The organism is Flavobacterium frigoritolerans, from assembly GCF_025847275.1.
Lineage (GTDB): Bacteria > Bacteroidota > Bacteroidia > Flavobacteriales > Flavobacteriaceae > Flavobacterium > Flavobacterium frigoritolerans.
In genome coordinates, this window is record NZ_JAOZEV010000001.1 from 1 (window position 1) to 13,934 (window position 13,934).

The 13,934-nt window shown below is 30.0% G+C and carries 14 protein-coding genes; all 14 read right to left on the reverse strand.

Going from position 1 to position 13,934, the window contains the following annotated elements; genetic code table 11:
* Window positions 1-741 (reverse strand): DUF6531 domain-containing protein (locus OIU80_RS00005; RefSeq protein ID WP_264285060.1); only part of this gene is annotated, 741 nt, incomplete at its 3' end.
* Window positions 742-743: 2 nt separating this feature from the next.
* Window positions 744-2,093, reverse strand: a complete 1,350-nt coding sequence (locus tag OIU80_RS00010; RefSeq protein WP_264285061.1) for a hypothetical protein — start codon at window positions 2,091-2,093, stop codon at window positions 744-746.
* An 8-nt stretch (window positions 2,094-2,101) separates the two neighbouring features.
* Complete coding sequence (locus OIU80_RS00015; protein WP_264285062.1) at window positions 2,102-3,871, reverse strand: type VI secretion system Vgr family protein; 1,770 nt, start codon at window positions 3,869-3,871, stop codon at window positions 2,102-2,104.
* 26 nt (window positions 3,872-3,897) lie between these two features.
* Window positions 3,898-4,836 (reverse strand): hypothetical protein, encoded by a 939-nt coding sequence (locus OIU80_RS00020; RefSeq protein ID WP_264285063.1) that lies wholly within the window; start codon window positions 4,834-4,836, stop codon window positions 3,898-3,900.
* Window positions 4,837-4,845: 9 nt separating this feature from the next.
* Window positions 4,846-5,610 carry a hypothetical protein gene (locus OIU80_RS00025; protein WP_264285064.1) on the reverse strand — a complete coding sequence of 255 codons (765 nt, stop codon included), beginning with the start codon at window positions 5,608-5,610 and terminating at the stop codon, window positions 4,846-4,848.
* A gap of 87 nt (window positions 5,611-5,697) precedes the next feature.
* Window positions 5,698-6,093: a type VI secretion system tube protein TssD gene (gene tssD, locus OIU80_RS00030; RefSeq protein WP_229986988.1), complete on the reverse strand. Its 396-nt coding sequence runs from the start codon at window positions 6,091-6,093 to the stop codon at window positions 5,698-5,700.
* A gap of 544 nt (window positions 6,094-6,637) precedes the next feature.
* Window positions 6,638-7,216: a hypothetical protein gene (locus OIU80_RS00035; RefSeq protein WP_264285065.1), complete on the reverse strand. Its 579-nt coding sequence runs from the start codon at window positions 7,214-7,216 to the stop codon at window positions 6,638-6,640.
* Between the two features lie 160 nt (window positions 7,217-7,376).
* A complete protein-coding gene (locus OIU80_RS00040) occupies window positions 7,377-8,153 on the reverse strand; it encodes a DUF5457 domain-containing protein (protein ID WP_264285066.1) in 777 nt (258 codons plus the stop codon).
* A gap of 9 nt (window positions 8,154-8,162) precedes the next feature.
* Window positions 8,163-10,487: a type VI secretion system protein TssR domain-containing protein gene (gene tssR, locus OIU80_RS00045; RefSeq protein WP_264285067.1), complete on the reverse strand. Its 2,325-nt coding sequence runs from the start codon at window positions 10,485-10,487 to the stop codon at window positions 8,163-8,165.
* A gap of 3 nt (window positions 10,488-10,490) precedes the next feature.
* On the reverse strand, window positions 10,491-11,426 hold the full coding sequence (locus OIU80_RS00050) for a PKD domain-containing protein (protein WP_264285068.1): 936 nt from the start codon (window positions 11,424-11,426) through the stop codon (window positions 10,491-10,493).
* On the reverse strand, window positions 11,416-11,886 hold the full coding sequence (gene tssO, locus OIU80_RS00055; protein WP_264285069.1) for a type VI secretion system transmembrane protein TssO: 471 nt from the start codon (window positions 11,884-11,886) through the stop codon (window positions 11,416-11,418). Before tssO ends, OIU80_RS00050 begins: the two co-directional genes overlap by 11 nt.
* A gap of 9 nt (window positions 11,887-11,895) precedes the next feature.
* The gene (locus OIU80_RS00060; protein ID WP_264285070.1) at window positions 11,896-12,387 is read right to left on the reverse strand and encodes a hypothetical protein; all 492 of its coding nucleotides are present in this window, start codon (window positions 12,385-12,387) and stop codon (window positions 11,896-11,898) included.
* Window positions 12,388-12,418: 31 nt separating this feature from the next.
* Window positions 12,419-13,009, reverse strand: a complete 591-nt coding sequence (locus tag OIU80_RS00065; RefSeq protein WP_264285071.1) for a DUF6714 family protein — start codon at window positions 13,007-13,009, stop codon at window positions 12,419-12,421.
* A 19-nt stretch (window positions 13,010-13,028) separates the two neighbouring features.
* A complete protein-coding gene (gene tssD, locus OIU80_RS00070) occupies window positions 13,029-13,931 on the reverse strand; it encodes a type VI secretion system tube protein TssD (RefSeq protein WP_264285072.1) in 903 nt (300 codons plus the stop codon).
* Between the last annotated feature and the right edge of the window lie 3 nt (window positions 13,932-13,934).

Sequence of the window (13,934 nt, forward strand, 5' to 3'; positions counted from 1 at the left end):
TTTTGAATCGGAATACCATGCTCGTTCCCAGTTCAGGGGTATCGGGCTGGCTATATCAAAATCACTTCCTTCATAAATCACTGCGCCATTAACAAGGTTTACGGGCTCAAATCCTGCTTTACACAACAATCGGCTTAACTTATTGGGACCAATTGCTCCTTTAAGGAATTTATTGAATGCTTTTTTTCCAACTTTCATTAGCGTACTAAACCCGATACTCGCTGCTAATCCTGTTAGCATCCCGCCCCAGTCTGGGGGATAAGGGCCTCCTACCATAACGGGTTTTCCTGTAGGAATTGGTAATGAAAATGAAGTTGGAGCAAATAATGTTGGGGCAAAAGGCAACATTTTTTTTCCTACTTTGGTTTTACCAAGACTCATAGAAAGCGGAAGCCCGATATCATTACAGGTCATTAGCATATGTCCTTTGGGGCTCATTCGTGTGCTGTCTGAAAAAACGGTTTCTGATGCAAAAAAATTCATGCTTTCATGCCCGATTATTGGTGCCATTACCCAAGGTGAAAAAAGAGGAATATGTACCAGTGGTATTATTATTCCGCTAGTGTCTGAGTTGCCTCGCTTAAATCCATTTACATGTACACTGGTTCCTAAAAAAGGAACATAATCAAATGGATCTATTACTATTCCTATATAGGGATGAAATGGATTAAATGGTGGTAAGGTCGTAAAGTGGATGTCGATACCCACCACAATGGTCAAATGATTATCGGTTAATAACATAGCTAGTAAGTATTGCTTAATGGATATTCTTCTTGTATTTGTTTGGCTATCTCACGAGGGGTATCACGCCAATTAGCCCCAAAAATTATGGCCATTCTGTTGGCAATAGCCTCTTTTTCTGCATAATCTATTTTGGGATCATCTTCTAAATAACTATTAGCAATGAAAGTAAAATTGATAATTTTAAGCATCGAATCTGTCAAAGCATACCCATACTCAAAAGCGTCATTCAAAATTTCGGCATATTGCCCATCTCTCTTTTTTGCTGCCAATAATAAAGCATAATTATACCCATTAATAACTTGCATTTCCTGCTCTATTTCTTTGGCTATCGCTACTTGTTTTAGAAAATAATGTATCGCTCTGTCTGACTTCCCTGTAATACTATAATGTGATCCTTTGTATGCTAAAAGTTGCAATAAAATCCCTGCAACATCTTCTTTTTCTTTATAAAAAGGAGTAGTTATTTTTATTCCTTTATCCAGTAATTCGTGAATTAACTCTTTTTCATCTTTAAACTGAAATAAAAAGCTAGCATAAATAAGATAGGAAGAAGCCCAAAAACTGGTTTCTCCTGTACTTCTACTAATATCAATGAGTTCGTTACCTAGTTTTTTTACTTTCTCTTGTTTTTTACTTTTTGCAGCTTCACCAATTTCAAATAAACATTTTCTATATTTCACCTGTGGGTCATTTGGATTCCCCTGAGTCGCAATTTCTTTATAGGCTTTATTGATATTCTGATTTGGAATTTCGATGATAGTGCCTTTCTCCTTCATAGAGATTATCATTTCTTTATACAACTGTCTTTCTTGATAGTCAACAAACAAAAATCCTATATTGGCTGGTAATAAAACAGAGAGCTCTTTTATACTTTCCTTTAATAAATTGGTATCACTAACTTTTTTAATTAAAAAACTAACAATTAAAAGATTGCCAGTTTTAGCCTCAAATTTTTTAAAGCTTATCAGCATTTTTATATAAAAATCTTTAAGATTTTCAATACTAAGTTTATCAATCTCTGGCAATACTTCTCTAAAAGCGGCAAAGTCTTCCCAGTTCCAACCTGGATTTTTTTTCAAGTCTTCTTCAAACGTTACAATCCATTGTTCAATAATTGAGGTATAAAAAACTTTTTTATCATAAAAATCAAGAATAAAAGCAACAAATGAATCTTCTGATTTACCATATGCTGAAGATTCTAACCGAATAAAACCATCTACTAAAGGAAAATCTTCAGTAAAACAAACCATACTAAACAGTTGCGCTTTAGGCTTATCTGCTCTGGTTTTATTCCATATTTTTTGAATATTTTCGACCCTTACAGCAATAGGATTGTGAGCGTTATTCATTTTTTGTTTTAATTTAAATTTACAATTCCTCCCTTAACATTAGTCATCGTTTTTCCATCAATATCAACGACCATTCCTTCTGCCAAAATGGTATTTTTCCCTTTTATATTGATACTTGGTGCTTCATCAGTAATTTGAGTATCACTTTTAACTGTAACTTCGTCAGTACCTGTAGTGAGTACTTTTTTACTGCTGATATTTACTTCATTTACACCATCAATATTCACCTTTTCATCAGCAATAAGATTGATCTCTTTAGATTGTATATCAATTTTATTTGGAGCAAAAAAAGTCATTGTTCCATCACCATTAAGTTTCACCATGTTACCACTTGGGTCTGAAGCTGTAAACGTGTTTTTTTCTTCATCGAGAACAAGTGAAGTTCCTCCTCGGGTAGCAAAGCTTCTTTGGTTGTTATCTTTTCCACCTCCGCCTCCGCTTTTTCCATGAAAGACGCTTCCAAGAATAAAAGGTCTGTTAGGGTCTCCATAACGAAAATGTACCATAACGTGATCTCCCACATCTGGAATAAATACCATTCCTCGGTTTGTACCTACTTTATCACTACTACCAGCATCTGGAGTCATAACACGAAGCCAGGCTGTTTTCATCGAAGTACCTTGTTGCCAAAGCATTTGCACTCTAATTCTTCCTTTATTTTTTGGATCTGTATTACTTTCTACAACAGCTTGCTGTGTTTGCGCAATCGGATACGCCACATCTGGTTCAGGCAAGCCAAGTACTTTTGATGGTATGGCTCTAAAATTATTTTCATACTCACCCAAATGTGTAGCATAATGTGTAATTTCTGTAATAATATAAGAACCTACTTCTTGCGTAACCATACTCGCGTTTTCTAAAACGCTCGATTGTATATTAACAATACTACCTATTTTTAATTTTGAATTTTTAGTACTTGCGTTTATATAGTTGGCATTAGAAGCCGCACTTTCCTGTTTCTTTTTTAAGAAGGATTCTAAAACCAAATCATCTCCTGTACTTACTATTCCGTGTGTATAAGCAGGAGTCGCAAACACCTCTTTTGAGCTTGCAAATGCTTCGTTACCCAGTTTGGGTAAACCAGCTACTGTGTCTTTAGATTTTGCTGTATAGCGTTTATCAGTACTTTCATTGTAAGTAAAAGCACTAAATTTATTAGGCACTGCCTGTACCGATATCTTTAATTTTGAGATGTCTGTATTATAAGTTAATGATATAGGATCATCGAAGCTTTTAGGTTTCCCGAAAATTAATTTTTCTCCGTCATAATATAGCCATTCGTTGTATTGTTTTGCTAATCGTTGGATAAACTGAAAATCGGTTTCGAGATGTTGATTCTGATAATCCATTTTAGTAGCATATTCAGGATTAATTTCATTTTGCAATTGCTCACCTGCTCCATTTTTTACTACCTCTTTTACAATATCTTTTAAAGTTAATTCTTCCCAAGAATATAATTTCTCACCTGATTCCAATAATATTGTCTTAGAATAACCTGATACAATAATATGATTTCCAGAATGTCCCATTTGCTGATCAAAGTCAATATTGGTAACAACTCCCAAAAAGTTATTTTTCTCTTCTAGTATAATATGCACCACCTTACCTAGCCATCCTTGCGCATTTTCCAGAGTGTAGGCTAAAGGGCTTTCAACTACAGAGTGGGGCACTGTAATTGTAAATTGATGATGCCCATTTATTTCTTGTACCAATTCGATACTAGTAAAATGTGATATTTTCTTACTGTCAATTCCGAAGATTATTGTTGGTGGTGTCATAATAGCTATTTTATTATTGTTATTATCTAGAATCCAAATGCCTTTTTATTTGAAAAATTAAACTGCTTTGGAGAGTTAAAAGATTTTATATCCCAGTCGGTTAGTTGTTTGTATATTGTTTTAGTAAATGTTTTTGATTGGCTTAAATTATTAGGTGTAGGCCCATTAGTATAACCATTATCGACAGGATTATAGTTATACTCTAATTTTCCATCAATTACTAATTCATAAGCTGGGAAATGATTGTGCTCACCATTAATGGTAATTAGTAATGTTTTCCCGTTTCGATACATTGTTGCTTTTATTGTAAAATCAATATTAGGCGTTACAAGACCTGGAGTAAATGGATACCCCGCAGAAGCAGATGCCTTAATAATGCTGGTGTTATTAGGGATTTTAGCCCCTACTCGACTTATGTGAGTACCACTTAAAGTATTTTGTATGCTTGCTTCTAATGGAACTTCATCAGAAGTTTCTACTAAGATTTTTTCGCAAACCCCTTTATATTCTATTTTGCTAGGGACACTCCCTGTTTTTGCGCCACCATAATATATAGGAACTGTTTGAATATGTGCTTCAACCCTGTGTGAGGCATCAGAATGTTGTCCCGATTTATATGTCGCCCCACATTTATGCTTAAAAATAGTACTCATGTCAAATAAAGAATAATTTCCAGTTTTTGTCGCATCAAGATTCATAATAAGACTTAAGCGATTATGATGGTCATTATGTTTATTATGAAAGTCAATCTTATCAGTAGAAAAATAATAATCTGACACAAAGTTTCCTGGTTCAGGCAACCAAGCATAACCTTTAGCGTCAATTTCTTGTATTTTTTGCCTAAACTGATAATAATTAGCCATTTTATTTGGGTTAAATCGAGAATCATGTTCAAAATAACTTAACAATGATTTACCAAGATTTTTAGGAATATAGGCGTTGAATTGTATAGTAATAGGTATCATAGATTGGTCTTATTTATAATAGTGATCTCTTAAAATATTGGACCAGGAATCTAAAAAAATACCTTGTTCCTCCATTTTTTTTATTTCATTTTCAGTATAGAAATAATTACTGTACTCTTTTACTTTGCATACAACAATTATATTTTTTTGTTTATTCACTGCTGTTGTATAGGCAATTGGCAAATTTTTCTGTTTTATTTTTTCGTATTGAAAGTCTTCAGTTCCAGCACTCTCATTATAAGAATACTGTGGTATTTCAACATTTAAGTTACTTTCATAATAAATTTTCATCCCCTCTAGAGAAACCTGAGAATATGTTCCTAGCAGTGGTATGTATTTATCCTCGTACTTAAATTGAGTTTTTGCTATACCATTGTTGTCTACTTTTATTAATCGAGCCCCACCCATGCCTAAAAATTCACCAATCCATTTTTTTGGTTGTCCTTCTTTTTGATCATATTCTATAGTTACAACACCCTGGTAACCTTTTGGCAATACAATAGTTTGATTGAATGGTTTAGTCAAATACCAAAAAGAGAAAGTTATAAAAAGAATAGGGAGAAGATACAGGAAACAATCCCAAACGATGAGCTTGTTTTTTGATATATTAAAAGCAATATTTTTTATTTTAAAAACAAATCGTAAAAGAAAATAGACTACCAGTAAAACGACTCCAATTATTGATAATTTCCAAAAGCCATAAAGCCAAAAAGAACAAAAACATAGTATTCCTAAAACAATATAATAAATGGCGATATTCCTTAATCTTTTCATGCAGTTTGGAGATTATATTATATGTCTTAATGTTATTATAAAAACAAGAAGCGGAAAAAAACCGCTCCTTGTTTCAATAAGGAAAAATTAGATTTTAGCCCAATTGTTATCTAATGTTGCATTACCTAATGTAATTTTCTCAGCTGAGAAAGTGATCTCAGTTACCATTGGAGTTTCAGCCAAAGCATCTAATTGCTCACTAAAGAAAACAATAAAAGCATTTTCAAAAGAAAGTTCTTTCATTACTTGCTCAGAATCAGCTTTAAAATACTTTACTTTTCCACTTACTGGTTTGTGCTGACTGTTTACAGCCTGCTCAATAACTGTAGTATTGTCTGTAGATTTCACTCTTACGTTTAATCTACCTCCTTTGATTTCAGATGAAACAGCTCCTTTACCATCAGTATGTCTTAACATATCTACTTTTGAAAATAATACTTGGTACTCGTTTCCTTCGAATTCTAAAATTGCTTTAAATGCCATAATAAAAATAATTAAGTTGTTAAAAATTGTTTTTTTTTAGAATCCTCTTTATTTTGTATGACTAGTATTAACAAAAAAAAGAGGTATTCTAACTGATTTTAGAATACCTCTTTTGTACTAACGTACTTTTTTTGATTTGCTTCTTGTAGGAAGATGAGGAGGATTCGCAATCAATTTGTTGTACGAATATACAACTAAAAGCGACATAAACAAATCAATTAGTACTATTTTTCACAAATAATAGTGAAATAAATCTAAAAATAACAATCCTAATATGTAAGAATACAGCATTTACTTGGGGTGCGGAGAATTTACCTGATTTTTTTAATCTAAAAAAAAAATGCATAAATTTTATTTATTTGTTTCAGTAATGCATCAATTGTATTATTCTAAATATAAAATATGGCAATAATTAGAAAAAAAATCACTTTATCTCATTATCAAATAAAGCAGCTATTTTCTCAATAACTAAAAAACAATTCGATAAATCATACTCTTTCAGATACATAAATCAAGTTATTTAAAACAAACTGATTGTAATAATTTACTTTTGAAGTATAAAATACGCAACAACACCTGCAAATAGTATAGGCCCAAAAAAAAGTAAATCGGAAAATATTATTTCTTTTTTGGAAATATTATATGCATGTGTAGGGTTCTCAGGTTTCCAATTACCACCTTTTGAAGCAAAAAGAATAATTGGTTTTTTATAAGTGTTTATAAAGCCTTTATAGAATAAAAATAGTAACAGACGAAAATAAACAATATAAAAGAATGGAAATCCAGTCATCAGAAAATTTAAAAAACTACTTTTTGTAACGATTAGTAAAAGTGCACTTAAAATCAGAATTAGCAAACTTAATATAGTGAATTGCTTAAATTGATTTTTGTCTATAATTTGTTGAGAATTCATATAAAACACCATCCACGAACCTACTCCGATCCAATAGGAAAACATACTGAAATCAAAAAATGAATTTTTGAAAAATAATATTAATGCTAGTAAATAAATAAAAACTAAAATTAGCACATAAATGGCGAAAGGTGAGCTGATATTTTTTTTCATATCAGCTTCTTTTCTCCAGTTTTCCTTACATGTAGTATGTTCAAATTTCTTTTTCACATCTAGTATTTCAAACTTTTTTTTCCAATTTCCATCTAACTTTAAAAATATCCGACTGATGTTATAGGATCGAATCTACTGACTGACCATTCTTAACTTACTTGCTCATAGAATGAGTCCCATTTTAATAAAACAATTTAAAACCAGTATCACTCTATATCTAATTAATATTATTTTTCATAAAAAACAATAAAACAAATCCTAAAAGAACTACAGCTATATGCAAGAATATCCCATTTACTTGGGGTTGCAGAGAATTTATCTGTTTGTTTATATCCAAAGTAGCAGTCGTATGAATTTCATTTATTTTATTCACTTGCTTCTGTAAAGAGTCAATCGTCCTGTTTAAATATAAAATGTTTTGATGCTGATTAGAAAACAATCGTTTTACTTCTTTATCCGATAATGCTTCTTTTTTTCTAATAACCCCTGTTTTAGGCTCTGTAAGCGTAAGTTCACTTACATCTTCGATTTTGTCATTATTAATTTCAAAGCTATTATTCAGTTTATTAATCAGGAAAAAGATAAAAACGATATACGACAGTAAAAAAGTAGGCAATATATACTGAGCAAATATCTCCAGTACTTTTGGCTTTGCAGCATTATGTATGTTATTTATAGTACTATAATTAGTAAAAAAAATAGGCTCTTGTTTTTTTTCTTTATTCAATCTTTCAGTTTTAAATTTTTCTTCTAAATCAATAAGTTCAAAGCGGTCTAAACTATAAAGCCCTAAATTCTCATTTAGTTTTTTATGATGAACCATCCAGTTAAGCACTTCTTCCATTTGGTATTCGGAAATACTAGAATCTTTTAATTTCCATAAAATTTCATTTTTGGTAAGTTCACAAGGTTTCGCTTTACTTTCAAAATAAAATAATTCCAAAATTATTTCATGTAAAGGCTTGGCTATTTCTATTGTTTTAATAATCTCCATAATCGCTATTTATAATAAAAGATTCTTTGATATATAATAATATTTAATTTGAGATTCCTCATCAAAAACCTCAAAAGCACTGTTTCGTTGCATTTTTTCTAAAACTTCAAGCTTTGCATTTAAAGCCGTAAAAAGTGATCTAAACTCCTCTCGTTTTTTCTTAAACTTTCTGATATCTTTAATTCTTATTTCATGCAGCTGAGGACTATTAACAAATACTCTTGTCTTGAAATAAAGCAAATCAGCCAAAGAACTTCTAGCTCTTATTTTTTCTGTTTTTTTAATATTTCCAGCATACATTTTACATTTATCCTTAAAATTAAGGATCTCGACTTTATCGATATTCTCGTTTGTGTACTCTTTGCTAATTAACTCTCTATAGTTTTCAAGAAGTTCCTTAATTTCACTTTCGGTGAGTAAAATATGCACCTTATCTTCCAAATTACTATTAAGGGTATCTTTTGCATTTATTATAAAAGTTTCGTCTTTATAATTTTTTGTAATATTGGTATCTACCCCATCTTTTTGTGAAGAATTCTGAATCAAATTATTTATTTTTTGACTCGGCTGGCTTCTCAAAAAGCTAAATTCATTTTTATATTGTGTTAATGATTTTAATAAGGTGTTATTCGTTTTTATAGTTTTACTAATAACGCTGTCAATAGCTTTATTAATCGTTTCTGGAGTAAGTTCTCCATTTAATTTAGGAAATACAATCCCTCCGTTAAAATTACTTTTTAAAGGAGCGTTATAGATGTAATCATTATCATATTCTCCATTATAGGTAAACTCATCATTTTTTATAACCAATTTTGGATCTACATAGTAGTTTTGAATATTTCTTTTATTTGCATTACTAGCTTCATTCAAATACATTTTGCTTTGCAGAATAAAATCCTGATTATCGGCAGTATTTTCATTTCCAAAAAGAATGAATAATAATTTAGCATTATTTTTGGCTAAAACATTGAAACTATCTGGTAAAGTAGAATTTATCGAATTATCTAAACCTGCCAAAATAAAAAAGTTATTCTCAAAATTGGCTTCTGAGCTCAAAAATTGACTAATTCCATTATTGTTGTTCGGCAAAATGTTTTCCTTAGAAATCTCCTCAGGTGTTTTAATGCTTTTTTCAATTAAATCAAACCACTTTGAAAAAGAAGGTGATTTTACCAAATAATAACTTTTAGACTTTCCTTTGGCTATAAACGAATAAGTAAAATTATAATTTGCATATAATTCATCACTAGTAGTTAGTTTTAGATTTTGTAATGCCGAAAGTGTTTTCTTTAAATGCTGTTTTGTCGAGTTATTATTCTCAAAAACATAATAAAAATTAATATTCTTGCTTTGAGAAGCAATTTGTTCAATTGTTTTTATGCTAATATCATCGCCTTTTAAATTTGTAATTTTATTTTTGTCGTGATTCCAAATATTAATTGGCAACAAAACCTTGCTTAAATTATCAAACTTGATTGGCTTACTCGATTGATTTTCATTTATAAACAAAGTATTTCTATAGAGTTCATTTGCCTGAAAAGTAATTTTCCCAGAAGATAATTCTAGTTTATCGGCTGTACTTAGTTTTACAACCATATTATCCTCTATTGGATTCAGATATTGCATAGGAACCCAACCATATTTATGATTAAGGGTATCCTTTGTTGTAATATCATCAAAATTGGATACAAAAGCTGATTTAGTAGTTTTGTCTATTTTATATACATACACAAAATCATTTAACTTGATATTTTTTTTAGCTACTGTTTCTAAATTCGGTTCGTTTTTTAATAAAAGAGCCTTTTTTTTGACATTTTTATCACTGGAAAACAAATTGTCTAATGTATTACAAGCTACAAAATACCTCACATACTTTAGATTAACTTGGTTTTGCATTGCCCTACTATATTCAATCACATTATCTTTTTTAATCCAGCCTAAATATTGTACTTCTTTAGCGTTAGAAAAATGATTTTTTTTACTCCTTAAAACTGATAAAGTTCCTTTTGGTTTACCTATCATCTTTTTATCGGCCACCACAACTTCATAATAATTTTTATCCTGATTGATTACATACATCGGGAACAAAATAGTTGCTTTACTTTTTACTTTAGAACTATAAGGTTCCTCATAAATATTATTATCAGTTCTATCAGAAAAAACTAATTTAAGCTCCGTTTTTTCGCTCTCCTTTTGCTTCTCATTATCATAAGTATTAATTGTCTTTTCTGTTTTCTTGAGAACACTTGTACTATTTTTTACCTGCGAAAAAATAGAATTTGTAGTCAATAAGCACATCAAAAAAGTATATCTAAGTAAAATGCTAATTTTCATATATTACTTTGTTTTTTTAGTTTTTTGTGTAATATTTATTTGCTTAAAGCATTTTATGGTATCTAATTTTATTTCTTGAATTATGGTAGCATTTCCATCTAAATAATGAAGTCCCTGACAGTAACTTAAAAAATCATTATATTTTTCTTCATTAATCACTACTACCACATCCGATAAATCATTACATATATACTTGTTCTTTATGTAATTAACCTGATCTTTATACGCTCTGGTATCTCTTGCACTTAGATTGGCAATAATTTGCAATCGTCTTTTTATATCGTTTAGTACAATACTTGAAGAGTCAACAATTACTGGTTCTTTGAATGGCTCATACAATTGAAAAATTTCTATTTCTCTTGTAATCGGATATCTGGTTTTGTCGGTTTCTAACTTTACAGTATAGATGCCTGGTTTATTAAAAACATAAATGGCTTGTTTTTCATAAGAATCAATAGTTCCTGTTTCACCAAATTCCCAATACCAATTATTAGAACTTGGAGAATATCCAGTAAACACAATTTCTTCACCTACATAACCAAACTCCTCACAGAATATTTTTGGAATAGAATCTTTTGCCGTCAAAGCTCTACCATTAACAATATTAATTTGTTTTGAAAAATCAAATTTATTGTCAATCCTCAATGTTATTAGATACTTACCTGCTTTTTCATAGGTATATTCTACATTTTTCTTGCTTACAATTGAATCTCCATTTCCAAAATACCAAACAGCTTTTTTATCTGATATTAGGGTACTATCATTTATTTTAAAAGATAATTTTTCATTTAATTCATATTGATGATTATCATTAGCATCTACTATTGAAAAATCAAGATTGCTTAACTTTTTATTGAAAGGAAATAGTAATGCCACTATAATTAAGATTACCGCAATGCTAAGCAAAAGGATAACTACTGTTTTATTTTTAACGTTCATTTTTAAAATTTGCTTTACATTCGTTAAGACTTCTTTGTATAAGGGTATCGTTTTTCTTGACGGTACTTTCTTCAAGATTTATTTCTAAAAAAACGTTCAATAAATTTCCGCCAATTAGGCAAAAATTATATGACGAATGAAATTCATTATCCTTATACAATTGCTTATATTCTGATATATTTCTTTTTACTTCATCTATTCGCTGCACTTGATTAATATCATACTTTATAGTATCAATTGTCTTGAAAATCACTTTTGATTTATTAGCATAATCTACTTTAATCTTCTGCATTTTTTCATAATCATTAATTCTATTGAGCATATCAGTATTATTAAAATTGGGAGTTTTTAATAAAAACTTTGTAACACCGATATATATAACACAAGCACTAATGATAAATATTAAATTGAACTTTATTTTTTTCCAATATGTTTCATCCAATTCTATAGCTTTTTTCATAATTATGGATTATTTTTTTTTGTTTTCCTGATTGTGTTTTTCAATACACTTTTCTAACTGAACTTTATTGATATTGTAACCTGTTTCAACTTCTTTTAATACATCAATTTTAGTCTGTATACGCTGAAGTTCAACCAAAAACTCTTCGTATAACCCAAAAGAATTTGTCAAATTAGTTTTAGATTTTTGAATTTCATTATTGATTGCAAATCTCTTTTCATTAATTAAAGATTGAAGATTTTTACGTTCGTTTAATGTCCTGTCTTTAAACCTTAAATCGTTAATTTCGATTAATACTTCGTCAAGAAGCAAATTCATTTCACCTTGTTTTACTGCAATATCACTGTAGTATTTATTTTTTTGCTCCAATTCAGCAACTCCTTTATTTGCGGTTATTAATGTAACGTACAAGCAACCAAAAATAAAAGCGAATGTTATGAAAAACATGGTGTAAAACTTACGCTTTTCAGCCGTTATTTTAATGTGATTAAGTGGTATCATAGTTTTGTTATTTTTAATATGAATATATAAATTACTCAAATTGAAACCAATACCTATTAATTGCTGTTTTAGGCTTAATTGGATTATTTATATATTCATTAGAAAAATTAGTTTGTACATATTCTAAAAATTGCAACACTAATTTACTTTGTTCATTATTTAATAGTTTAACTTGAGTTATAAATGATTTAACTCTCTCGTCTACAGTTTCTAATTGTTGATATAAAAAAGATTCAAAATCAAACTCAGGAACTTTCTTATCAAGTTCAAATTTATTAATGTCTTTTGCCATAACGACTAGATCAATTTCTTGTGGCAATGTTAACAAACTAATCAAATTATCAGAAAGTGTATCAGATTCATAATAATCGTTAAGTATAAAAATCATAAATGAGGGCAAATAATATTTGAATCCTTCTTTGCTGAAAAAGGGCAAAGCATCTTTATTCTCAAACAATAAATCATTTGTTATTTCATTCCATTTTTTTCCAATAAATTGATTTTTCAAATCATTGCATTCAAAATGGTCTTTAGAATTATTGTAGACTATGTTATTGTCGCCTGGGTATTTTTCTCTTTCAAATGCTATTTTAATTTTTTCTATTAAATTATTCTTTTCCATTATTAAATATTTCAATTGGTTATGGTATTGGGACTAAATTTCTTGGCGGGAACAATCTGCTTCCCTCTGATATAATTATGTAAATTATTAAAGCGGTACCCGTTAATCCTGTTGCTCGAGATATTTTTGCTTTTAAACTTTCATCTATTACAGGAATTTTTTTAGGCTCTTTAGGAGCGCATTTTTGTACCGCTAAATTTTGACAATTAATCATTCCGTTTATTGCCTGTTGAACTTGTAATTGATGTCCTGCATCTCCTCCTTTAAAACACTTCGTATTAATTTTCACCCTAGCACTCATGCATTCTCGAAATTGAGCTTCTTTCGATAATAATAAACCGCAATTGTCAACATCAGTACACTTTTTCATAATACCTCCTTTACATTTATTGGTTACATCTCTTTGCAGCCTGTCTTTTTCGTCAGTAGTACAATCGCATGGATTTTCATTTTCTACTATATTTTGGCTCTCCTCTCTTTGTGGCACATAATAATTTGACTCATTTGGTGATAGCCATGATACTTGCCACGGCTTTATGAGTTCTTTGCCATAATCCTGAATTGCAGGCGAAATAGTTAAAACTGTTTGCATATTGTCTGTTCCAAAAGCATAAAATGTTTCGGAAAGAGCCACTAAATAAGCATCCCTAAATTTATATTTTCGCACAGGAGAATCTTCATCTCCCCTATTATAAAAATGAATTTCGCCTTTTTCCATTCGCTCTATTTCTTTCTCAACTTCTTTTGTCATATTATGCATAAAACAATCATCACCTTCTTGAGAAACAAAGCAAACGGTAAGTATTCCACCATTAACGTCACTGGATATTGAGCCATCACCAGCAGTAAACCTGTAATAATTTGTATTTACCCAAAGTAATTCTCGCTCTATACCTAGAATAAATAATTTAGCTGATGTCATCGT